This is a genomic window from Streptomyces sp. NPDC054765, from assembly GCF_053612065.1.
In genome coordinates, this window is sequence record NZ_JBSHBP010000010.1 from 45,271 (window position 1) to 67,510 (window position 22,240).

18 protein-coding genes, 1 tRNA gene and 1 pseudogene are annotated in these 22,240 nt (G+C 68.4%); 11 read left to right on the top strand and 9 right to left on the bottom strand.

Annotation, left to right across the window (positions count from 1 at the left end):
- Nucleotides 1–8: 8 nt before the first annotated feature.
- The gene (locus ACWGJY_RS09355) at nucleotides 9–548 is read right to left on the bottom strand and encodes a hypothetical protein (protein ID WP_327156122.1); all 540 of its coding nucleotides are present in this window, start codon (nucleotides 546–548) and stop codon (nucleotides 9–11) included.
- A 723-nt stretch (nucleotides 549–1,271) separates the two neighbouring features.
- Here ACWGJY_RS09355 and ACWGJY_RS09360 point away from each other — a divergent pair.
- The 6 genes and pseudogenes from ACWGJY_RS09360 to ACWGJY_RS09385 all read left to right on the top strand — a co-directional run bounded on the left by ACWGJY_RS09360 (nucleotide 1,272) and on the right by ACWGJY_RS09385 (nucleotide 6,955).
- Complete coding sequence (locus ACWGJY_RS09360; RefSeq protein ID WP_453260176.1) at nucleotides 1,272–1,949, top strand: GAP family protein; 678 nt, start codon at nucleotides 1,272–1,274, stop codon at nucleotides 1,947–1,949.
- A 702-nt stretch (nucleotides 1,950–2,651) separates the two neighbouring features.
- Nucleotides 2,652–2,882, top strand: a pseudogene (locus ACWGJY_RS09365) (helix-turn-helix domain-containing protein); the annotation flags it as partial.
- Between the two features lie 114 nt (nucleotides 2,883–2,996).
- Nucleotides 2,997–4,007, top strand: a complete 1,011-nt coding sequence (locus tag ACWGJY_RS09370) for an XRE family transcriptional regulator (RefSeq protein ID WP_453260253.1) — start codon at nucleotides 2,997–2,999, stop codon at nucleotides 4,005–4,007.
- Nucleotides 4,008–4,164: 157 nt separating this feature from the next.
- Nucleotides 4,165–4,548 carry a DUF6415 family natural product biosynthesis protein gene (locus tag ACWGJY_RS09375; protein WP_453260177.1) on the top strand — a complete coding sequence of 128 codons (384 nt, stop codon included), beginning with the start codon at nucleotides 4,165–4,167 and terminating at the stop codon, nucleotides 4,546–4,548.
- A 370-nt stretch (nucleotides 4,549–4,918) separates the two neighbouring features.
- A complete protein-coding gene (locus tag ACWGJY_RS09380) occupies nucleotides 4,919–6,091 on the top strand; it encodes a cupin domain-containing protein (RefSeq protein ID WP_453260178.1) in 1,173 nt (390 codons plus the stop codon).
- A gap of 6 nt (nucleotides 6,092–6,097) precedes the next feature.
- Entirely contained in the window at nucleotides 6,098–6,955 is an 858-nt protein-coding gene (locus ACWGJY_RS09385) for a hypothetical protein (RefSeq protein WP_453260179.1), read from the top strand.
- On the opposite strand, the gene ACWGJY_RS09390 is transcribed toward ACWGJY_RS09385, so the two are convergent.
- Entirely contained in the window at nucleotides 6,929–7,429 is a 501-nt protein-coding gene (locus ACWGJY_RS09390; RefSeq protein ID WP_453260180.1) for a hypothetical protein, read from the bottom strand. The genes ACWGJY_RS09385 and ACWGJY_RS09390 overlap by 27 nt on opposite strands.
- Here ACWGJY_RS09390 and ACWGJY_RS09395 point away from each other — a divergent pair.
- A complete protein-coding gene (locus tag ACWGJY_RS09395) occupies nucleotides 7,407–8,453 on the top strand; it encodes a tyrosine-type recombinase/integrase (RefSeq protein ID WP_453260181.1) in 1,047 nt (348 codons plus the stop codon). The two genes, ACWGJY_RS09390 and ACWGJY_RS09395, sit on opposite strands and share 23 nt — an antisense overlap.
- A gap of 48 nt (nucleotides 8,454–8,501) precedes the next feature.
- Here the strand turns inward: ACWGJY_RS09395 and ACWGJY_RS09400 are convergent, their stop codons facing one another.
- From ACWGJY_RS09400 to ACWGJY_RS09410, 3 genes are all read right to left on the bottom strand, one after another.
- Nucleotides 8,502–11,150, bottom strand: coding sequence for a S1 family peptidase (locus tag ACWGJY_RS09400; protein ID WP_327688920.1), 2,649 nt, complete (start codon nucleotides 11,148–11,150; stop codon nucleotides 8,502–8,504).
- Nucleotides 11,151–11,158: 8 nt separating this feature from the next.
- Entirely contained in the window at nucleotides 11,159–11,485 is a 327-nt protein-coding gene (locus tag ACWGJY_RS09405; RefSeq protein WP_327688921.1) for a trypco2 family protein, read from the bottom strand.
- A 301-nt stretch (nucleotides 11,486–11,786) separates the two neighbouring features.
- A tRNA-Gly gene (locus tag ACWGJY_RS09410) sits at nucleotides 11,787–11,860 on the bottom strand.
- A 639-nt stretch (nucleotides 11,861–12,499) separates the two neighbouring features.
- On the opposite strand from ACWGJY_RS09410, the gene dcd reads away from it, so the two are divergent.
- Nucleotides 12,500–13,075: a dCTP deaminase gene (gene dcd, locus ACWGJY_RS09415; RefSeq protein ID WP_453260182.1), complete on the top strand. Its 576-nt coding sequence runs from the start codon at nucleotides 12,500–12,502 to the stop codon at nucleotides 13,073–13,075.
- Nucleotides 13,076–13,159: 84 nt separating this feature from the next.
- Entirely contained in the window at nucleotides 13,160–13,657 is a 498-nt protein-coding gene (locus tag ACWGJY_RS09420) for a phosphoribosyltransferase (RefSeq protein ID WP_159481707.1), read from the top strand.
- Nucleotides 13,658–14,044: 387 nt separating this feature from the next.
- On the opposite strand, the gene ACWGJY_RS09425 is transcribed toward ACWGJY_RS09420, so the two are convergent.
- The 4 genes from ACWGJY_RS09425 to ACWGJY_RS09440 form a co-directional block, all read right to left on the bottom strand.
- A complete protein-coding gene (locus tag ACWGJY_RS09425) occupies nucleotides 14,045–15,001 on the bottom strand; it encodes a Yip1 family protein (protein ID WP_453260254.1) in 957 nt (318 codons plus the stop codon).
- A 98-nt stretch (nucleotides 15,002–15,099) separates the two neighbouring features.
- Nucleotides 15,100–15,663, bottom strand: coding sequence for an N-acetyltransferase family protein (locus ACWGJY_RS09430; protein WP_453260183.1), 564 nt, complete (start codon nucleotides 15,661–15,663; stop codon nucleotides 15,100–15,102).
- 72 nt (nucleotides 15,664–15,735) lie between these two features.
- On the bottom strand, nucleotides 15,736–17,058 hold the full coding sequence (locus ACWGJY_RS09435) for an FG-GAP repeat domain-containing protein (RefSeq protein ID WP_453260184.1): 1,323 nt from the start codon (nucleotides 17,056–17,058) through the stop codon (nucleotides 15,736–15,738).
- 96 nt (nucleotides 17,059–17,154) lie between these two features.
- A complete protein-coding gene (locus ACWGJY_RS09440; protein WP_453260185.1) occupies nucleotides 17,155–19,422 on the bottom strand; it encodes a heterodisulfide reductase-related iron-sulfur binding cluster in 2,268 nt (755 codons plus the stop codon).
- Between the two features lie 289 nt (nucleotides 19,423–19,711).
- Here ACWGJY_RS09440 and dnaK point away from each other — a divergent pair, with 289 nt between their 5' ends.
- Nucleotides 19,712–21,583 (top strand): molecular chaperone DnaK, encoded by a 1,872-nt coding sequence (gene dnaK / locus ACWGJY_RS09445; protein WP_453260186.1) that lies wholly within the window; start codon nucleotides 19,712–19,714, stop codon nucleotides 21,581–21,583.
- Nucleotides 21,580–22,230: a nucleotide exchange factor GrpE gene (gene grpE / locus ACWGJY_RS09450; protein WP_453260187.1), complete on the top strand. Its 651-nt coding sequence runs from the start codon at nucleotides 21,580–21,582 to the stop codon at nucleotides 22,228–22,230. Before dnaK ends, grpE begins: the two co-directional genes overlap by 4 nt.
- The last annotated feature ends 10 nt before the right edge of the window (nucleotides 22,231–22,240 follow it).

The following is a 22,240-nucleotide window of genomic DNA, read 5'->3' on the forward strand; positions in this document are numbered from 1 at the left end:
TCCGGGTTTTAGACCGAGGCTTCCTCCAGCAGCTTCTGGAAGGCGGGCGTGGCCACCAACTCCGCGTTGGCGGGGTTCTCCAGCGCCGCCCGGAACTCAGTGGTGTCCAGCACCTTCTCGAACGCCTCGTCCACTCGCTGGTCCTTCCACATCTGCTGAACGGTCAGATCGGGGCAGGAGGTGATGAAGAGCTCTGCGGGTTCCTGGTGGGCGACGAACCAGTCCTTCGCTCCTGGATCGTGGATGCCGGGGAATCCTTCGCAGTGCGCGAAGATCGTTGCGAACCGGTCCCCCATGACCGTCTTGGCGAAGTCGTCGATGTAGGTGTCCCAGGAGCCGTCGAAGGAGCTGCAGAACATAAACCGGGTGTCGTTGTCGAAGATCACGTGCCGCCCTTCGTGCAAGGTGCCTATCTGGCGCAGTGCCGCGCGTGCCTTCTCGTCATCCATCCCTCCGGAGAGCGTGGCGAGATCCTTACGCAGCGCATCGGCATGGCCCGGCTTGATCTCGGCAAAGATCGTGAACTCGCTGCACACCCCATCCTTCATGCCGGGGCGCTGGGGCTGAGCTGGCTGGGCTGCACCTGGCGTCGCAGTCATCGGAGATTCCCCTGCCACGTATTGGTCCGAGGGTCGCCAAGCGCTCGGGTGTGAGGCGCCATCGCCCTCATCTCTTTAATCCTTACTCCATGCATGCCGTCTCGCACCTCCGGCCATGGGTGGTGTCGCCACCCGCCGGGGGGCTGGATTCGCTAGAAGCTCGACCACTGCGGGGAGCCGGCCTGACCAGGTCACGACACATCCACAATGGCCGGCTGGTCCATGCCCGGTAGGCCGTAGGGGCGTGTCACGCCCGTCAGGGTGCCGAGAACGAAGACAGCCTCGGGTGCCGTCCTGCTGTCCCGCTCCGGGACGGCAGCAACGCGGGTATGCGAGCGAGCCACGGCCAGTGTCCCCGCGTCCTGAGAGACTCCCGAGGACAGATCCGGAAAGGCGCAGGAAGATTGAATTGCGAGCCGCGGAGCACGTGGTCGTCACGTTCTCGCCAGCCGCTTCCTCGTGGCCGTGAAGACCCGGTCGGGTGCTGAGCGCCGAGGGGTTCGCCGTTCACAGGGACCGCTTCCGGGAAGCCTGCGCCCCGGGCCCAGGGCTCTCCGGTGCATGCTCACGACAATTGCACGGCTGTCCGCCCAGGCAGTTGAGGTCGCCCACATTCCCGCCAAGCCTTGCTCTACTCGATCGCCGCCCTGGGCCTACCCACAGGAGGTAACCATGGGCAAAGTTCTCGGCGACGTGCTGGGTCTTGCGGCCGGCGTCGCGATCAGCCCGCTCCCGATCATCGCCATCATCCTCATCCTCGCCACGCCTCGGGGACGTCTGAACGGAGTGCTCTTCACCGCCGGCTGGGTCCTGGGACTCTCGGCGCTGGGCGCGGTGATGCTGGCGATCGCTTCCCCCGCAGGTGCCTCCGCACATCACCACCCGGCCACCTGGGTGGGAGCCCTCAAGCTCGTCCTGGGCGTGCTCCTCGTCCTCTTCGGCACCCGGCAGTGGCACCGGCGCCCGAAGGATCCCTCGCAAGCCCAGCTGCCGAAGTGGATGGGCGCGATCGACCGCCTCACGCCGGTCAAGGTCGCCGGGCTCGGAGTGGGCCTGGCCGCGCTCAACGCCAAGAACGCCCCGCTGACCATCGCCGCGGGCGCCTCGATCGGCTCGGCCGGACTGCCGGTCGGGCAGCAGATCGCCTCGCTGGCAATCTTCGTGCTGATCGCCACCCTCGGCCTGCTCGCCCCACTGGGGGTCTTCCTCCTTGGCGGAGAGCGAGCGAAAACCACGCTCGGCAGTTGGAAAGACTGGGCAGCCCAGCACAATGTCGCCGTGATGGCGGTCCTGTTCTTCGTTCTCGGGTTGAAACTGCTCGGAGACGGCATCTCCGTCCTCACCTCCTGACAGGCTTGCTCGCGTCGCCGTGCGGTCCGAGCGCACGACCCCACACTGTGGTCATTCCACGCGTGAGGGGGCGGTCGCCTGACCGTTTCCACTCTTCGGAGGCGCTGGAGCTCCTCATCCGGGAGGTGTCGGGGGCGGGCCGTGATCACCGTCGCCGGGTGTCCTGGCAGCGATCTGGCCGGCCCGCGGGCGGCCCGCCTGACCGTGCTCCAGTCGATTCAGTCGAGCTGGGCCGGGCGGCGCAAGGCCGGGCCGGCGGTGCGGACTACACCGACTGCACTGTGGTCCTGGCCATCGACCCGTCCGCCGATGGCCAGGGGGAGGGGCGATGCCGTACGCCGATCCACCGCCCTACCGCTGCACAGGGCGAGCCCGCCGGCTCTGACGTACCGACCGAAGCGCCCCGGAAGGGCATGCGTGGGTGAACTCCGTTCGATGCCCGGCGCGTTATGGAACCGGTAAGGCGCGCGGCTCCCGAACGGTCCAGATATCGGCTAAGACCCAGGTCTCAGACCTGGGCCGTAGTCGTGGAGCGGTGAGTGCAGGCACAGGGCTGTCTTTCGCTCCTGGCGGGGGCTGACGAGGGGAAGGTACGGGCCGCAACGGGCCAGGTTGGGGTTTTGCGTGGATGAGTAAAGGGGTGCGATGCGGCTCTGCTGGCCTTGTCCTCTACAGCCGGGCCCCTTCCGCCAGTACCGTTGCATGCTCACTCGATGCGAATACGGGACTTCGGGGGCGTGCCCAGTGGCGGGGAGCAAACTGACACTCGGTAAGACGGTCGCCAAGGCGCGCAGGCGTAAGGGATGGCCGCAGCGGGACCTGGCTGCGATGATCGGCCGATCGGAGAGTTGGGTGTCTCAGGTCGAGCGGGACGTGATCCCGGTCAACAGCCTGGATGCGCTGCGTCAGATCTCCGATGCCTTGGGCATTTCCCTGGCTGAACTTCTCGCTGCTGCGCCGCCTGGACCAGCGCCAGTATCGACTCGGCGTCGGGCCTCCTCGGCTAGGGTTGATCGCAATCTTGGTCCGGAGGAGGGTGACGACCCCGTGCGACGCCGCGAACTTCTGGCCGCTGCGGCGGTGGTCTTTACTACCCCCCTGGCCGGTGCCACGACGGCCGAGGCCAGCACCCTCGCGCCGTTGGAAGACCATCTGCTCTACGGCACTGCGACCGTGCCCAGGCACAGTGAGGTGTCACCGGCCGGCGTCGCTGCCGCGGTGAAGGCGTCCCGGCAGGACTTCCGGGCCGCCCGCTACGACACCTTGGCTCGGAACCTGCCTGGTCGGATCGCGCAAGCTCAGGCCCTGGAACCGGCAGAGCTGTCGGCCACGGCGGTTGCCGATCTCTACAACATCGCCACTCGGCTGTGCATCAAGCTCGGCGAGGACGGCCTGGTGGCGATCACCGCGGACCGCGCGCTGACCTCCGCGCGGATCGGCGGGGACGCCCTGACGATTGCCGAGGCGCACCGGATGGTGTCCAGCGCCTGGCGCCGCCAAGGCCACCTCGCACGCGCCACCGACATCGCCGTCAGGGCCGCGCAGGACGTACGCGCGGACCGCAGCAACCCTGAGACCGCCCGGCTGTCCGCGAATGTCTCGCTTCTGGCCACTGCCGCATACACGGCAGCGAAAATGGGCGACCGTCCCACCGCGCACGCGCTGATCGGTGAGGCCGCCGAGGCCGCCGAATGTGGCCGGACGAGCCCTGAGGCCCACATGGACACCGGCACCCAGCAGGTGCTGCTGCACCAGCTGTCGGTCCACTACTTGCTCGGTGATGCCGGGCAGGCGATCGACCTGGCCAGGACCATCAACCCCGCTGCCCTGCCGACCGCCGAGCGGCAGGGGCGCTTCTTCACGGACGTGGCCCGTTGCTTCGACCAGTGGGGCAAGCCCGAGCAGTGCTACCGGGCTCTGCTGGCGGCCGAACGGGCCGCACCACAGGAGATCCGGCGCGGGTCGGTCAAGAACCTGGCCAGCGGTCTGCTCCGGCATGACCGGGCCCTCCCGGGCGTCCGGGCGTTCGCCGGCCGCGCGGGCGTGGCCGTCAACTGACCCACCCGCAAAGGGATTACTACCTCGCAACCCGGTTGCGGATCTGCCTGTTGCTCCGGCGGTTGACTCGTACTCAGCCGCCAAGGGCCGCGTACGGCCGGCCTCTCCTCGCCCCTGGCGGCGGTGACGACCACCACCGTCTTCGAGGAGTTGCACCATGCATGCCACCCGTGCCGATCAGCAGCCGCTGCCGGGCCAGTTGCGCCCGGCGAGCACCGACGGCATCGACCAGATCCAGGCGGATATTGCCACAGCTCTGCGCTCCACCATCGTCCTTCCCCCGTACGACGAGGTCCTCCGGCTGATCGACACCCTCAAGGGCCATCTCGGCCCGCTGATCGAACAGGCCAAGGAGCACGTACAGGAGCACCGGCCGGGCGAGGTCGCCTGGTACCGGGAACACGCCCAGATCGACAACGCCCAGATCCAGCTGCGGTCCGGGCCAGGCGATGGGCTGGTGTCGGCCGCCCGTCGCCTTCAGTCGCTGGCCCGGTCCGTCCAGCAGATGCTCCGCCAGATCCACCACGAACAGGGGGCGTGAGGTGACGCGGTCCGAGCACGGAGCCAGGGGCCGCCACCGCAGCGGGGAGCCGCGGCTGGACATCTGGCTGGGGCGCCTTTGGCTGCTGGGCATCGGCCACCCTCACGCTCCTGACCCTGACCGTGCAGCAGGACGCGGACCACACCCTGACAGCCCCGGCCTCCGCACCCGACACCGACCCGGCGCCGCCCGTCTAGGCGCCCACAGACTTCCCGCCGGAACCCCGGTGGGAGAACCGGAGAGAAAGGAACACGCGATGAACGACCTGATCGTCTCGAAGCGCTCCGTGCAGGCCGCCCGCAGCCAGGACCGGCTGAGCGACGGCGGCGGCACCGGCAAGGGCGACGGCAACGACTGATCGGAGCCGTAGATGACCGCCATCTCCTCGGCGGTCCGGAGCCTCGGCGGGGACTTCCCCGCCGAGGCGTTCGGCCGCGCCTACCGTCTCTGGCCGCGCGTCGGCGACTTCTCGGACCTGTTCACGTGGGACGACCTCAACCAGATCATCGCCCGGCACCGCCTCGAACCCCCACGGCTGCGGCTCTTCAACGACGGCAGCCAGATCCCACAACACCACTACGCCCACCCCGTGGTGTCCAAGCGCCACACGGTCTGGCACCGGATCGAGCCCGCCAACCTGCACCACCAGCTCAAGGACGGCGCTTCGCTCGTCCTGGACGCCGTGGACGCACTGCACCCCGGCGTGGAAGACCTCGCGACTGCACTGGAGCGGCACTTCCGCACCGACGTGCAGGTCAACCTCTACGCCTCATGGACTCCGAAGGAAGGCTTCGGAGTCCACTGGGACGACCACGATGTAGTGGTCCTCCAACTCGAAGGCGCCAAGCGGTGGAAGATCTACGGCACCACCCGGGTCGACCCGCTGCGCGTCGACACCGAGGCACCCGAGCCACCAACCGGGGCCCCGGTCGCAGAGGTCGTGCTCCAGGCCGGCGACATGCTCTATCTGCCCCGCGGGTGGTGGCACGCCGTCGCCGCCACCGAGGGCCGGTCCCTCCACCTGACATGCGGCCTGAAACCCACCACCGGAGCGGACCTCCTGTCGTGGCTCGCGGACCAGCTGCGGGTCTCGAACACCGTCCGCGCGAACCTGCCGTACTTCGCCCCGCCGGACGAACGGACCACGTATCTCCAAGCCCTGCACAAGGAGTTCACCGATGCCCTGCACGAGGGGGTGATCGAGGAGTTCATCAACGCACGGGGCAGCACGGACCCGGGCCGGCCGATGCCATCACTGCCGTTCGTGGACGCCATCCCCGCGGAAGGGAGCCTGTGTGTCCGGCTCACCGCTGCCGGAGCCTGGTACGGCGTGGACGAGATCGGCCACGTCGTATTCAGCGCCGGCGGCCAGGAGTGGACGTTCAGCAGGCCCGTCCTCGCCGTGATCAAGCTCCTCCTCGACGGAAACACCGCAACCCTGGGCGAACTGTCGGTAAGCTCCGGGCTCCCCGTCGGCCACGTCGCAGCCCTCGTCTCCGAGCTGGTCGAGGCCGGTATCGCCGCCGTCAGCCGGAGAAGGTAGCCGACGATGTTCACCGCCCCTGAGCCTGCCGTCAGGGACCGCATGCTCTCCGCCCGCGGCCACGCCTGTGCCTTGCTGGGCCTCGCCGACACCACGGGCGGAGAAGTATGGGGATACGCGGGAAGGACACTGTCCCGCGCAGTCCGCACGCCCACGGGTGCCGCATGGCTGCGACTGGTGAGTGACCCCCAGGGCAAGAGCGGCGGGAAACTGTGGGAAGGCCCCCGGGAGGCGGAACGGTCCCTCCCACCCGCGGTGCCCCGGCCCCGGCTGCTCGGGCTGTGCGACTGGTCGGCAGACGGCTGGGACTACCGGGCGGAGCACTACGAGTTCGTCACGACGCCGCCGGTGGCCAAGAGCCCGGTACTCCACCGCCAGGCAGATCTCCCGGACACCTGGTGGCAGGACCTCCACCAGGCCCTGGCACACATCGCACTCGTCGGTACGGGCCGCCAGGCGGTGCGCGAGCAGTACATCCGGCGCCGCGTACCGGAGTTCACCGGCGTCAACCCCGGCGAGATCACCTGGACCACGGCCCACGGCGACCTCCACTGGGCCAACCTCACCGGCCCTGCCCTGACCCTCCTGGACTGGGAGGGCTGGGGCACGGCGCCCCTCGGCTACGACGCCGCGACCCTCTACCTACACTCCCTGCCAGTGCCGGACGTCGCCGAGCGGATCCGCAAGGAATTCGCCCACGTACTGGAGACCCCGGCCGGCCGGATCGGCGAACTGACCGCCTGCACGGAAATCCTCCAGGCAGCCGCACGCGTGCCGTTCTACGCCGAACTGGCCGACGGCGTGCGGCAGCACCTCAGCCGACTGAAGGGCCCACGCTCAGGGGCGGCGCCGTCGGGCTGGTGATTGTTGCGAGGACGGGACCGCTGCTGCGGTGGAGGCCGGCGCGGTGGGCTGCAGCGCGGTGCTGCGGGCCATGGCGGCCTGCGCCCGAGGGCCAGGGGCGTGGCGCTGGCCGAGGCGCTGAATGCGCCAGGTCAGCGCGCGGGCGGGGTGACGGGCGTCGTCCAGGGAACGCTGGCTGAGCGCCTGGTCGAGGACCGTGGCCGCGTCGTGGCCCCGCGCCTCTGCCTCGGCGAGCACGGTGGCGAGTGCGTCCCAGGCCCGGTCTTCCACAATGCGCTCGGCGTGTTCGGGGACGGCCTGCTGGAGGTGGTGGGCGTAGCGGTGCTTGGTCTGCTGGCCGGGAGCGCGGCGGGTGAGGTTGCCGAGTACGGGTTCGGCGACCGTTCCGTAGGCGGCCTGGAGGTGGACGAGGGCTTGCTGGGCTGCCGCCTCCTGCTGGGCGTGCTGGTGCTTGCGGTGCCAGTGCTTCGCCACGAAGACCGATGCGCAGACCTGGCTGACCCTTACCCAGGCCGACATCGAGCGCAACCACTGGATCGACCCCGACGTGGGCGCCGTGAACTTCGAGGCGTACGCGCTGAAATGGGTCGACGAGCGCGGCCTTTCCGCGACCACCGAGGAGCTTTACCGCAGGCTCCTGCGGTTGCACATCCTGCCCATATTCGGGGCCATGGACCTGGACGAGATCACGCCGCCCGGCGTGCGCACCTGGCGTGCCGAGCGACTCCAGGCAACGGGCGCGACGACGGTCGCCAAGTCCTACCGGCTCCTCAAGGCCATCATGGAGACGGCCAACGACGACGAGCTGATCCGCCGCAACCCCTGCCGCATCAAGGGTGCTGGCAGCGAGAAGGCCAAGGAGCGGCCGACGGCCACCGTCGAGCAGGTCGACGCGGTCGCGGACGCCATGGGTCCGCGATGGCGGCTGATGGTCTACCTCGGGGCGTACGGCCCGATGCGGCCGGAGGAGCAGGCGGCGCTGCGACGGCCCAGCGTCACGTTGGAACCCCTCGCTGTGAAGGTCAGCGAGGCGGCACCAGAGCTGACCACCGGCCGACGCGTCGAGGGCGACACCAAGTCGGATGCAGGCGTGCGCACCATCTATCTGCCCGCCTTCCTCTACATCGAGGTGAAGCGGCACCTCGACTGGTTCGCCGAGAAGGACCCCAACGGCCTGCTGTTCGTCGGCGAGAAGGGAGCCCCCTTCCGGCGCTCCACCTTCGGCCGCAAATGGCGCCGGGCCCGTGCCAAGGCCGGCCTGCCGGACGACTTCCGCTTCTACGACCTCCGCCACACCGGACACACGCTGTCCACCCAGTCCGGAGCCACGCTCAAGGACACCATGGTCCGGGCGGGTCAGTCTTCCGAGAAGGCAGCGTTGATCTACCAGCATTCTCCTGACGACCGGCAACAGGAGGTTGCCGGGGGCATCGACGCGAGGGTGCGAGCTGCACGCGATAAGGCGGCGTCTCAGCGGCAGGTCGCGAAGGAAGCCTGAAATTTCCAGGGGGACGACAGCATGTCGTCCCCCTGGAAGGTAGATCGGCTATTCGTCCGGGTTTTCCGGCCTGCTGCGGTAGCGATCGCCCTGCAAACGGAGGAAATCATCGAGCGACATGTAGCTGCCACCCCTGCCGACCCGGCCCGCAGGAGGGGAGGGGCTGGGTCTCGATTCTGATGCTTGGACCCGCCTTGAAAGGGCGACCACACGGTCAACTGCTTCGCTGAGTGCGCGTGTGTGCCCGTCGTCGAAGGGGACGCCAGCAATCGAGTGGCAGGCATTGGCGATGCCGATGACGACCGGCTTATCCGTAAGGAAATCCAGCCTGCCCCCGAAGGTGCCCTCTACAACGGTTGCATCGACGTGTGCCCCGATAATCCAACTGAGCTGCGCGATCACGTCGGCGATGTGCTGGAAGGAACCAGAGCAGTCCTTCCTGGACACCAGACCGTGCTCAATGGCATGGGACCGAGCGTCTTGCAGCAAAGAGAGAACCTGCTCGGCCTCGTCCTGGACATCTGCCCAGTTTGGAGGGGCAGTGACAGCTACCGGCTCGGCTGCCGCAGCTGCTCTGGTGCGGAGCCTGTTCAGTGCGTGGTCGGCCATGCTGGTCGCCCACTTGGAGAGCGCTGGGTCGATGGATGCTTGCCGGCCCCGGTCCTCCACGGCAGTCTTGACCTCAGTGATCCACCGCAGTGCAGAGTCCGTGCCAAGTTGGTCGGCAACCTCATGAGTCGCCAGTGAAAGAAGTACATCAGGTGCTTCTGCAACGGCCTTCGCAGCACTCGCCGCGAGTTCGGGCTGAGCATCGGCCGCTCGGGAGATAACTGTGAGCCCTTGCTGCCGTTGTTCCTGCGCCAGCGACGGATGCTGGAGGAGGCTGGCGATGAATTGGTGGTCGCTTTCCTCCTCGACCTCGCTGATGACCTCTCCGGCGAGCAGATCCGGGCCGATGGACCCCCACCGCGCGCCGCTGCCGGACGGATAGAGCACAGCGAGCATGTCCTCAACGGCGTCGACGAGATGGGCATCTGGACCGGCGCCTGTGGGAAGTCCATGGTGATGGGCCTCCAGTCCCGCGGCGATGGCTGCTCGTGCTTGTGCTCGATCGCCGGCACCGGCCAGACTCTGCGTTGCGACCATGGTGCGCAGGAGACCAGGCTGACGTTGGAAGGTCCCGTCCAGGCCGCGAGCACGGGCAATCCGCTGCCAGTAGCGCTCCTCGTGGGCCAAGAGCACGTCGACTGGGTGCCCGTACGAGGCGAATGCTGGATTGATCTCGGCGAGTAGATCCGCAAGAGCTTTCATGTGCAAGGTCAGGACGCTGGAGTGTCTTTCGGGCGGCGCAATGCGCCTTGACGTTGCCGGTGTGGCTGCCGCGGAATCCCAGTCGTCCTCAATCCCTGCCCCCTTCAAGATGCGGATGCGCTCCGCGAAGGCATGCCTTGCGGCTTCGTATGCCGATCCAGGGGCGGCGGCGTCGATGCAGTCGTTCACCTCTACACCGAGACCCGCCCCCATCGACGCAGTGCCCCGGCGCGAACGGCGAAACGGCTGCCACCAGCTACCTTGATCGCGGGCCAGCAGCAGGAGCCGAATGGGCTGAGCGGTGCCGCCGCTGCCGCTCACGATGTTCAGCAGCTCGTCGACCTGATCGAGGCGCGTTTCGGCGTAATCGACGATCAAAAGCAACGGTCGGTTCGCCGTGGTGAGGGCCTCGTATTGCGCCGTCCGCAGCGGCCTTTCGGAGAGGAATCCGCCTGCCCAGGGCCGTGGTGAATCGATGCCGGTCTGGGGCTCGCCCAGATGGCGCAGCAATTCGCTGGCGAGTCGAGTCTTGCCGGCGCCACCGGTGCCGGTGACTGCGGCAACGTCGATCCGACGTCCGCTGTGACACCACTGCGCCAAGAGTTCAGACTGCTCCTCTAACCCTGACATGGGCACGACCTGGGCCTGGGCCGAGAGCAGGTAGGAAGCAGATAGCCGTGGGTCAGGGGCGTCGTCGAGCAGTGCTTGTAGATCGGCAGGTTGAAGCTGGGCCGGCAGTCCAGTGGCAGCGCTGATCGACTTGGCGAAGCCTTCGGCCGCGAGGAGCCACGAGATAGGAGTCGCCAGAAGGAGCGACGCGTCCCAATTCTCGGGCGCCTGAGTTGCCAGACCCACCAAAAGTCCCTCACAGAAGATGCCGGCACCGGACATCCCCTGCCACAGGGTGCGCTCGGATGGACGTGCGTCACTCACTTCGAGTGCGTAACGCTGGGACCGGGCCGCCGTCGTCGGATAGATGTACCCGTTGACGACCTTCGGATCGCTGACCACGACTTCCCGCGACCTGCGGAGGAAACGTCGCCGCATCGCCTTGGGGAAACCGATTGCTGTGCAGACAGGCCGCTCGGCCGGATGCTCGCAGGTGAGTTCGCCCCACCTCACGATCCGTACGTCCACACCGAGTTGTTGCCGATCGGTTTGCAGGATGGCGCTGTCGAGATCTTCGTCATGCCAAATCACCCGCGCATCGACTGCCGGTCCTCCGTCGAGGGCGCGGACCAGCACAGGCTGACCATCCGGCCCCTGGCGACATGCGACATGGGCTGCGGTGAGCACGAGGCCAGGCGCGATGATGGTTCCTGAACCGAATGTCTTGTCACGGGGATTGCTGACTTCTACGGCCCGCTGGCGGAGGTGTGCGCTCACTCGGGCCCTCAGCCCAGCGGCACTTCGCCAGGCAGGGGATCGAAGCCGCGTCCCTCATCCCCGATGAGGTTGTCGTCTGGCCGATCCACCTGCAGATTCACGGTCAGCTTTTGTGTCTCCGCCTTTGTCCGTTCACCACGTGTGTCAGCAGAGACGACGAAAGCCTTGACCCCTCCGCTCGCAGACGCCGAGTGTCGTAACTCGATGCTGAGTTCGAGCGTGACATCACTGACTCTGAATCGAAGGGGCGATCCCTCGCCATCGCGTTGTGCTGCCGCGAGGCCCTCCCGAACGGCTTTGAGCGCCTCGGCCAGTTCCGTTCCGCTCGACTCCATAGGTTCCCCCTCGTAGACCTGAACTCCAGTAGGCCAGCCAGCTACTGATGGGCGCTACCTAAAGCCCGGAAACCGCCCCCTTTGCAGACGTGAGTTCACACCCACTGACACGTTAGTGGTGCAGGTCACAGGAATCTCGTCTCGGGATTCGAGACGCTGCTCGACGCGGGGCTCCAGAGGTTTCGTGCGGCACCTCTCCGTGCGATCCGTAGAGGGGAGTTGGGGCACGCAGAGGGCACGCCCGCCTCGGAGAGGTCTAGACAACAAACAAGGCCCAGGTCGCTGACCTGGGCCTTCGTTATGGAGCGGGTGACGGGAATCGAACCCGCGCTCTGAGCTTGGGAAGCTCATGTTCTACCATTAAACTACACCCGCATAATCCCGCCTCGATCGAGGGCGGAACATCGTTGCACACTCTACCCCATCGCCGCCTCGCGGTGCATTTGGCGTGTCCGGGCGAGGTCTGTGGGGTGTCCGGTGGGGCTGTGGGGCGGGGTGTCGGGGGTGGGGCCGGGTCGTGTTCCCGGGGTGGGATGCGGGTGCCGGGCACGGGAGTTGAGGCGTACGGTGGGGCGTCGGAGTGCCGCGTGTGAGGGCGCCCAGTTCATCCCCTAATGTGGCTTTTGTTGTCCACGCAGTTGGGAGAGGGACTTGATGGAGCGCACCGTCGTACGTTGTGCCGAGGGCCACGTGTTCAGCACCGCTTCGTTCCCGATGCAGACCACCGACCGGCTCGGTCCCGGACGGCTGTTGCGCTGCCCGCGCTGTGCTCGGCTGCGGCACTCGGTGCCCGTCGAGTACTCGAAGCGGTAGCGGTCGAGAGACAGAGCGGTCGAGAGGCTTAGCGGTCGAGAGACGTAGCGGTCGAGAGACTTAGCGGTACGGAGTAAGGCAGGCAGTCAGAGATGTGGCGGCAAGCGTAGGAGCGAGGAGTTGTCAGGGCCCGGCTTCCCCGGTGGGGGCCGGGCCCCTCGTCGTGCGGGGGTGGCCGGGCGGGCGCGTATCCTCATCTGCGTGCTTCTCTCAGACAAGGACATCCGGGCCGAGATCGATGCTGGTCGGGTGCGTATCGACCCCTACGAAGAGTCGATGGTGCAGCCGTCCAGCATCGACGTGCGGCTCGACCGCTATTTCCGGGTGTTCGAGAATCACCGCTACCCGCACATCGACCCGGCCGTCGAGCAGTCGGATCTGACCCGTGAGGTCGTGCCCGAGGGCGAGGAGGCGTTCATCCTCCACCCGGGCGAGTTCGTGCTCGCCTCGACGTACGAGGTCATCACGCTGCCCGACGACCTGGCTTCCCGGCTCGAGGGCAAGAGCTCGCTGGGGCGGCTGGGGCTGCTGACGCATTCGACCGCGGGGTTCATCGACCCGGGGTTCAGCGGGCATGTGACGCTCGAACTGAGCAATGTCGCCACGCTGCCGATCAAGCTGTGGCCGGGCATGAAGATCGGGCAGCTGTGCATGTTCCGGCTGACCTCGGCGGCCGAGCACCCGTATGGCAGTGAGAAGTACGGCTCCCGCTATCAGGGGCAGCGCGGCCCGACGCCGTCCCGGTCGTTCAGGAACTTTCACCGGACGCAGGTGTGACGCAGCCGCTTCGGTGTGGGGGGCGCGCCCGACAGGGCGGGCGCGTGGCAGAGGGCGTGGACACAGAAGGTCTGAGAGAGATACGTGAGTGACGTGCGGGAGAACCTGACGTACGAGCGGTTCGGCGGGGCGGTCCGTGAGCTGGCGCAGACGATCGCCGATGACGGGTACGAGCCCGATGTCGTGCTGTCGATCGCCAGGGGCGGGGTCTTTGTCGCCGGCGGCCTGGCGTACGCGCTGGACTGCAAGAACATCCACCTGGTGAATGTGGAGTTCTACACCGGGGTGGGGACCACCCTGGAGATGCCGGTGATGCTGGCGCCGGTGCCGAATGCGATCGACTTCTCGGACAAGAAGGTGCTGATCGCCGATGACGTCGCCGACACCGGCAAGACGCTGAAGCTCGTGCACGACTTCTGCCAGGGGACCGTGGCGGAGGTCCGCAGCGCGGTGATCTATGAGAAGTCGCAGTCGCTGGTGAAGTGCGAGTACGTGTGGAAGCGCACGGACGACTGGATCAACTTCCCGTGGAGCGTCGAGCCGCCGGTGGTGCGGCGCGAGGGGCAGATCCTCGACGCCTGAGGTGCCGGGCGGGCCACCGACTGCCGTACCCGGCAGGGGAATTGACGGTCGGGTGGGTTTTCCGCGCCGGTTTTGGCCGAAGCCGGTTTGGGCCAAGCCGGTTTCGGCCCATCCTGTTCCCGGTGTGCCGCCGCTGCCGTACCTGCGAGGACAGCCCGCGGTGACAGCAGACCGGAGGGAAGGCCCAAGGGTGCGCGCGAGACGCGGGCGGGGGGCGTTACGTGGGTGGCTTGGGCAGTGGTTCAACCCAGGGCCTGTCTTCACGGTCCCCTGGTTCGCCCGTAGGGCGGCCTCGCGGTGTCCTCAGGGTGCGCCCGCCGTACGGCAAGGGGCCCGCTCCGGAGCCTGGTGCTCCGGAGCGGGCCCCTTGGCGTGGCCGGTCCGGCTTTACAGGGTGCCGAGCTTGAGCAGGGCGAGCAGCGCGACCAGCTGGATCGCGGAGGCGCCGAGCGCCTTGGGCCACGGCAGGTCGTGCGACTTGCTGACCATGGAGGTCAGCAGATAGCCGCAGGCCAGCCAGGTCAGCCAGCCCAGGACCTGGACCAGGGTGGAGTCGCCGCCGAGGAACATCGCGAACAGCAGCCGGGGCGCGTCCGAGATGTTCATGATCAGCATGGACAGGCCGACGGTCGGCTGCCAGGCGCCGTCGCCGCCGAGCTGGCGGGCCAGGGTGTGGGTGACCGCGCCCAGGATCAGGCTGCCGATGATGAACATCACGGCGGTGATCAGCACCCACGGGATGCTGTTGGAGAGGGTGGCGTTCAGCACATCCGCGCGGGCCTTGTCGAAGCCGAAGACCGCGAGCAGGCCGTAGACCAAGGTGACGATCAGTGCCGGCGCCCAGACCGCGTGGTCGCGCATCTGCCAGAACGTGGCGTCGGGGCGCAGCACGATGCCGGACAGCAGCTGCTTCCAGTGCAGCCGGGGGCCGGCCGGCGGTGCGGAGGCCTGTCCGGCGCGGTAGGTGCCGCCGGAGGCGTACTCGCCGTCGGGGCTGTCGTAGGGGCCCGGGGGCGGGCCGTAGGCGTCCGGGGTGTCGCCGACGCTGAACTGCTGGGTGTGACCAGCGTTGTTGTCGTTCGAGTACGGCGCGTAGGACTGCTGCTGGGGTTGGTAGCCGCCGTCGCCGAAGTACTCGGGCTCGCCGTACTGCCCGTGCGGCTGCGGCTGTCCCTGCGGCCCGGCCCCGTACTGCTGGGGGGCCTGCTGGGGTGCCTGCTGCCACTGCCCGTGCGGCGGCGGGGGCTGTTGCCCGTACGGCCCTTGCTGCCCGTACGGGGTCTGCTGCCCCTGCTGTCCCTGCTGTCCGTTCTGCGCGGGGCGGTCAGCCCGTCCGCGACCCATCCTGAATCCAGCCACGTACTCGAAAGTACCTGGTCCGCGCGGATCCGGTGGCAGAGCCGGGGATCGGGGCGGGGTTTGCATCTGAGCTGTGACATCCCCTAAGGGGTTCCCCGAGGGCGCGGGGGGCCGGGGGGCGGGGTCCAGCGGAGGGTGAGTTCGGGCAGGTTCTCCATGTTGGCGCTGCCGTCGTTGACGGCCACCACCCGGAAACCGTGGTGGGCGTAGAACGCCCGTGCGTCGGCGTTGAGTTGGAAGACGTGCAGGGACAGGCCGTCGGGGCGGTACCGCTGCGCCTCGGCGAGGAGGCGGGTGCCGATGCCGGCCCGCCGGACGTCCGGACGCAGATAGAGCTGGTCGAGCAGCTCGCCCTGGACGGCCGCATAGCCGAGCAGCTCCGGGCCACGGACGGCGACGACGGTGTGACACTGCGGCAGCACGATCTCCCGGATCCAGCGGGTGACCTCCGCGTGGGTACGGCGCTGGGGCGGCAGGTAGGGCATGGTGGCCTGCCGTGACGCCTGGTGGACGGCGGCGATCGCCGGGGCGTCGATGGGCAGGGCGCGCCGGATGGTGACGGGCACGGTGGGGGGCGTCCCCGGTGGGGCGGGGCGTGCCAGGGCGCTCGGATCGCCAGCCGCGGCACTGCCCGTGTCGGTGTCCATGGCGTCATGGTCGGCGCGCGGGGGGCACCGGGCAACTGTATTAGCCACGCACCACAATCCGCCGGGTGCCGGTCAGGGCGCCGTGAGGTCGGCCGTGGTGAAGGAGAGGGCGGGCCGTGCGGAGAGGCCCGACGGGCCGCCGGTGAGGACCGTCACCCGGTCGTGGGTGCGGCCGCGCCGGGTGAGGAGTACGAGGTCGGCGCGGCCGTCACCGTCGAAGTCGGTGAGGGCGAGCACCGTGGAGTACGGGCGGCCGGTGCCGGGGAGGCGGGGCACGGGGAGGCGCCTGGGGGTGGCGGAGAGCCCGTGTGCGGTGCCGCTCAGCAGGGCGGGGCGGGTGCCGCCGATGACGAGATCGGGGTGGCCGTCGTGCTGCACATCGGCGGCCGCGAGGGTCGGGATCCCGCCCGTATCCGTACGGATCGGGCCGGGGCGGCCGCCGACGGACAGCAGCCCGTCGGTGTCGGCGGTGACGGACGTCACCCCCTGGCCGGCCGCGGCGAAGCGGCCGAAGACCGTGGCGTAGCCGGGCGGGTAGGCGGCCGGGCCGGCGCGGAGCGGGCCCCGGGGGCCGCCGAGGGCGAGGCGGCTGCGGGCGCGGCGGCCGGGGTCGGCGGAGCGTACGAGGAGGTCGGCGGCGCCGTCGTGGTCGGTGTCGAAAGCCGGCGCGAGGGGCCCGGCGGCGGCCAGGGCGGTCCCGGGGATGCCGACCGGGGCGCCGGCCGCCGCGGGGGCGCCGGTGCGGGTGAAGGGGCCTCGCAGGTAGCTGATCCGGGGGCCGGAGGCGGTGACGGCGAGGTCGGGTGCGCCATCGCCGTCGAAGTCGCCGCAGACCGGCTGGTCGGGCCATTCGTTGCCGAATCGCGCCCGGCCGGGGATGCGGAGCGTGACGGCGCGGGCGGAGCCGAGGCCGTGCGCCGAGCCGAAGAGGAGCTGTACGGGGACGGGCGGGCGGCCCACCCCGTTGTAGGGCGGGTCGGTGGTGACGACGAGGTCGCTGAAGCCGTCCTGGTCGAGGTCGCAGACGGTCTCGGCGTCGAAGGAGGCGGGGACGGCTCCGTCGGTGGGGGCGGCGTTCCGGGCCGGGGTCAGCAACTCCCGGGTGGCCGGGGCGAGTCCGTGCGCGGAGCCGTAGACGATGCCGATGCCCGGGTCGTCGTCGTGGCCGCGGGCGGGGGCGAGCAGGCTGTCCAGGACGAGGTCGGGGTGGCCGTCACCGTTGAAGTCGTCGGTGGCTGTGCTGCCGTGGCCCGCCGGGACCGGGCGCGCGGCCGGGAGCGAGGAGGCGCGGTGCGGGGCGGCGCGGTGGGCGTCGCCGGAGGGGGAGAGCAGACCGCAGGAGCTGAGGAGGACGGCCAGCCCGAGCCCCGCCGCCGTGATGACCGTTCTTCGCACTGCGTCCCCACCCCACCCGTACCGCTGTTGTCGTGTTGTCTTCCGCAGCCCCGATGCTCCCCGGTGGCCCGCCGGCCAACGCTGCTGTCCGTGCCGCTACTTCACCGGCTCCGGCTCCGGCGCGTCCTCGGGCTCCGCGTCGTCCGCCGGGTCGACGGGGGTCTTGACGGAGTCCAGCAGCAGCTGGGCCACGTCGACGACCTGGATGGATTCCTTGGCCTTGCCGTCGTTCTTCTTGGCGTTGACCGAGTCGGTGAGCATGACCAGACAGAAGGGGCAGGCCGTCGAGACGATGTCGGGGTTGAGCGACAGCGCCTCGTCGACGCGCTCGTTGTTGATGCGCTTGCCGATGCGCTCTTCCATCCACATGCGGGCACCGCCGGCGCCACAGCAGAAGCCGCGCTCCTTGTGGCGGTGCATCTCCTCGTTCCGCAGGCCCGGCACTTTGGCGATGATCTCGCGCGGCGGGGTGTAGACCTTGTTGTGGCGGCCCAGGTAGCAGGGGTCGTGGTACGTGATCAGACCCTCGACCGGGGTGACGGGGATGAGCTTGCCCTCGTCGATGAGGTGCTGCAGCAGCTGCGTGTGGTGGATGACCTCGAACTCGCCGCCCAGCTGGGGGTACTCGTTCGCGATCGTGTTGAAGCAGTGCGGGCAGGTCGCGACGATCTTCTTCTTGGCCTTCGGCTTCTTCGTGGACTCGTCCTCGCTGTCCTCGCCGAAGGCCATGTTCAGCATCTCGACGTTCTGCTGGCCGAGCTGCTGGAAGAGGAACTCGTTGCCCAGACGGCGGGCGGAGTCACCGGTGCAGGCCTCGTCGCCGCCCATGATCGCGAACTTCACGCCCGCGATGTGCAGCAGCTCCGCGAAGGCCTTGGTGGTCTTCTTGGCGCGGTCCTCCAGGGCGCCGGCGCAGCCGACCCAGTAGAGGTAGTCGACCTCGGTGAGGTCCTCGATGTCCTTGCCGACGACCGGGATCTCGAAGCCGACCTCCTTGGTCCACGCCAGCCGCTGCTTCTTGGCCAGGCCCCAGGGGTTGCCCTTCTTCTCCAGGTTCTTGAGCATCGTGCCCGCCTCGGACGGGAACGACGACTCGATCATGACCTGGTAGCGGCGCATGTCGACGATGTGGTCGATGTGCTCGATGTCGACCGGGCACTGCTCGACGCAGGCGCCGCAGGTGGTGCAGGACCACAGGACGTCGGGGTCGATGACGCCGCTCTCTTCGAGGGTGCCGATCAGCGGGCGCCCCGCCTCGGCCAGCGCGGACGCGGGGACGCCGGCCAGCTGCTCGGCGGTCGCCCGCTCGTTGCCCTCTTCGTCCTTGCCGCCGCCCGCGAGCAGGTACGGCGCCTTGGCGTGCGCGTGGTCGCGCAGGGCCATGATCAGCAGCTTGGGCGACAGCGGCTTGCCGGTGTTCCAGGCGGGGCACTGCGACTGGCAGCGGCCGCACTCGGTGCAGGTGGAGAAGTCGAGGATGCCCTTCCACGAGAAGTGCTCGATCTGGGAGACGCCGAACTGGTCGTCCTCGCCCGGGTCCTCGAAGTCGATCGGCTTGCCCTGGCTGGTCATCGGCTGCAGCGCGCCCAGCGCCACATCGCCGTCCGCCTCGCGCTTGAACCAGATGTTGGGGAAGGCCAGGAAGCGGTGCCAGGCGACGCCCATGTCCGTCTTCAGCGCGACCGTGATCATCCAGATGAAGGATGTCGCGATCTTGATCCCCGCGATGAGGTAGGTGAGGTTCTGGATCGTGCCGAGGCTGAGCCCCTTGAAGGCCACGATCAGCGGGTACGAGGCGAAGAACCCGATCTCGTAGCCGTTGACGCCGTGCTGCACACCCTCCAGCGCGCGCAGCGCCATGATGCACAGGCCGACGATGAGGATGACGGCCTCGACGAAGTACGCCTGGCCGAAGTTCGAGCCGGTGAAGCGGGACTTGCGGCCCGCCTTGCCGGGCTTGCTCAGCTGACGGATGACGATCAGGGTCACGATGCCCACCGTCGTCATCAGCCCGATGAACTCGACGAAGATCTCGTACGGCAGCCAGTCGCCGATGACGGGGATCAGCCAGTCGGCCTGGAAGAGCTGGCCGATGGCGTTGACGATGGTCAGCAGCAGCGAGCAGAAGCCCACCGCCACGAACCAGTGCGCCACGCCGACCACGCCCCAGCGGTTCATCCGCGTGTGGCCGAGGAACTCCTTGGCGACGGTGAAGGTGCGCTGCTTGGGGTCATCCGTGCGGGTACCTGCCGGTACGGGTTGGCCCAGCCGTACGAAGCGGTAGATCTGCAGGATGGCACGGCCGAACAGCGCGACGCCGACCGCGATGAGGACCAGCGACACGATGATCGCGGCGAGTTGCATTGGGGGCTCCTCGAACCTGCGAGAGCGGAAATCTGAGTGGAACTACTAAGCGGTAACTTTTCGGGTCTGCGCTGAGGTTACCCATTCTCCCCTGCGCCATGAAGCCGCCCGGCCGGTGATCTGCGTCGCGAAGGCAACCCTGTGTGTGCCCCGGGCGTCGTCGGGTGGAGCCCTGGTGACGATAAGGACGACATAAAACTTGAGTGCCAGTGACTCATGTCTGTTGACAGGTTTTCTTCGGTACTGCACTCTTGAGCCTGTTCCACTCAAGTCAGCTGGAGGAATTGAAATGGCACGTGCGGTCGGCATCGACCTGGGCACGACGAACTCCGTCGTCAGTGTTCTCGAAGGCGGTGAGCCCACCGTCATCACCAACGCCGAGGGCGCCAGGACCACGCCGTCCGTTGTCGCCTTCGCCAAGAACGGCGAGGTGCTGGTCGGCGAGGTCGCGAAGCGCCAGGCGGTCACCAACGTCGACAGGACCATCCGGTCGGTCAAGCGCCACATGGGCACCGACTGGAAGATCGACATCGACGGCAAGGGCTTCAACCCGCAGCAGATGAGCGCCTTCATCCTGCAGAAGCTCAAGCGGGACGCCGAGGCGTATCTGGGCGAGAAGGTCGTCGACGCGGTCATCACCGTTCCGGCCTACTTCAACGACTCCGAGCGCCAGGCCACCAAGGAGGCCGGTGAGATCGCGGGCCTCAACGTCCTGCGCATCGTCAACGAGCCCACCGCGGCCGCCCTGGCCTACGGCCTGGAGAAGGACGACCAGACCATCCTGGTCTTCGACCTCGGTGGCGGCACCTTCGACGTCTCGCTGCTGGAGATCGGTGACGGCGTCGTCGAGGTGAAGGCCACCAACGGTGACAACCACCTCGGTGGTGACGACTGGGACCAGCGCGTCGTCGACTACCTGGTCAAGCAGTTCCAAAACGGCCACGGCGTCGACCTGGCCAAGGACAAGATGGCGCTCCAGCGTCTGCGCGAGGCCGCCGAGAAGGCGAAGATCGAGCTGTCGTCCTCCACCGAGACGACGATCAACCTTCCCTACATCACCGCCTCCGCCGAGGGCCCGCTGCACCTGGACGAGAAGCTCACGCGCTCGCAGTTCCAGCAGCTCACCTCGGACCTCCTGGACCGCTGCAAGACGCCGTTCCACAACGTGATCAAGGACGCGGGTATCAACCTGTCCGAGATCGACCACGTGGTCCTGGTCGGCGGCTCGACCCGGATGCCGGCCGTCGCCGAGCTCGTCAAGGAGCTGACCGGCGGCAAGGACGCCAACAAGGGTGTCAACCCGGACGAGGTCGTCGCCATCGGCGCCACCCTCCAGGCCGGTGTCCTCAAGGGTGAGGTCAAGGACGTCCTCCTGCTGGACGTCACCCCGCTGTCCCTCGGTATCGAGACCAAGGGCGGCATCATGACCAAGCTCATCGAGCGCAACACCACGATCCCGACCAAGCGCTCCGAGATCTTCACGACGGCCGAGGACAACCAGCCGTCCGTGCAGATCCAGGTCTACCAGGGCGAGCGCGAGATCGCGGCGTACAACAAGAAGCTCGGGATGTTCGAGCTGACCGGTCTGCCGCCGGCCCCCCGCGGGGTCCCGCAGATCGAGGTCTCCTTCGACATCGACGCCAACGGCATCATGCACGTGACCGCGAAGGACCTGGGCACGGGCAAGGAGCAGAAGATGACCGTCACCGGCGGCTCCTCGCTGCCGAAGGACGAGGTCGACCGGATGCGCCAGGAGGCCGAGCAGTACGCGGACGAGGACACCAAGCGCCGCGAGGCCGCCGAGACCCGCAACCAGGCCGAGCAGCTCGTCTACCAGACCGAGAAGTTCCTCAAGGACAACGAGGAGAAGGTTCCCGGCGAGGTCAAGACCGAGGTGGAGGAAGCCGTCGGTGAGCTGAAGGAGAAGCTCAAGGGCGAGTCCGCCGAGGGCGACAACACAGCCGAGATCCGCACCGCCACCGAGAAGGTCGCGGCCGTCTCCCAGAAGCTGGGCCAGGCCATGTACGCCGACGCCCAGGGCGCGCAGGCCGCCGCGGGTGCCGAGGGCGCCGCTGACGGCGGGCAGGCCAAGGCCGAGGACGACGTCGTGGACGCCGAGATCGTCGACGACGAGAAGCCGAAGAAGGATGGTGCCGCGTGACGGAGGAGACCCCGGGCTTCGACGAGAAGCCCGACGTCCCTTCCGACGCCGCTCCCGAAGACGCGGCGCAGGCCGAGTCCGCCGACAAGGCGGGCTCGGCCCCGGCCGGGGACGTACCGGACGTAGCGCTCCAGGCGCAGCTGGACCAGGTGCGTACGGCGCTCAACGAGCGCACGACAGACCTCCAGCGGCTCCAGGCGGAGTACCAGAACTACCGCCGTCGGGTGGAACGGGACCGGATCACGGTCAAGGAGATCGCCGCGGCGAACCTCCTGTCCGAGCTCCTTCCCACCCTCGACGACGTCGGCCGTGCCCGCGAGCACGGCGAACTGGTCGGCGGCTTCAAGTCGGTGGCCGAATCGCTGGAGACCGTGGTCGCCAAGCTGGGTCTGCAGCAGTTCGGCAAGGAGGGCGAGCCCTTCGACCCGACGATCCACGAAGCGCTGATGCATTCGTACGCACCGGATGTCACCGAGACGACGTGCGTGGCGATCCTGCAGCCCGGGTATCGCATCGGTGAGCGAACGATCCGCCCCGCGCGGGTCGCCGTCGCCGAGCCGCAGCCGGGCGCGCAGAGCGCCAAGTCCGCCTCCGACGAGGACACCAAGGCTTCGGACGAGGAGAGCGGTGGCCCGGACGAGGGCTGACGCGAGGACA

Bases quoted from the DNA above. Each gene is read 5' to 3' on its own strand.
- ACWGJY_RS09355 (WP_327156122.1), bottom strand. From the start codon at position 548: ATGAAGGATGGGGTGTGCAGCGAGTTCACGATCTTTGCCGAGATCAAG.
- ACWGJY_RS09360 (WP_453260176.1), top strand. From the start codon at position 1,272: ATGGGCAAAGTTCTCGGCGACGTGCTGGGTCTTGCGGCCGGCGTCGCG.
- ACWGJY_RS09375 (WP_453260177.1), top strand. From the start codon at position 4,165: ATGCATGCCACCCGTGCCGATCAGCAGCCGCTGCCGGGCCAGTTGCGC.
- ACWGJY_RS09380 (WP_453260178.1), top strand. From the start codon at position 4,919: ATGACCGCCATCTCCTCGGCGGTCCGGAGCCTCGGCGGGGACTTCCCC.
- ACWGJY_RS09385 (WP_453260179.1), top strand. From the start codon at position 6,098: ATGTTCACCGCCCCTGAGCCTGCCGTCAGGGACCGCATGCTCTCCGCC.
- ACWGJY_RS09405 (WP_327688921.1), bottom strand. From the start codon at position 11,485: ATGGAGTCGAGCGGAACGGAACTGGCCGAGGCGCTCAAAGCCGTTCGG.
- ACWGJY_RS09425 (WP_453260254.1), bottom strand. From the start codon at position 15,001: ATGGGTCGCGGACGGGCTGACCGCCCCGCGCAGAACGGACAGCAGGGA.
- ACWGJY_RS09430 (WP_453260183.1), bottom strand. From the start codon at position 15,663: ATGGACACCGACACGGGCAGTGCCGCGGCTGGCGATCCGAGCGCCCTG.
- ACWGJY_RS09440 (WP_453260185.1), bottom strand. From the start codon at position 19,422: ATGCAACTCGCCGCGATCATCGTGTCGCTGGTCCTCATCGCGGTCGGC.
- dnaK (WP_453260186.1), top strand. From the start codon at position 19,712: ATGGCACGTGCGGTCGGCATCGACCTGGGCACGACGAACTCCGTCGTC.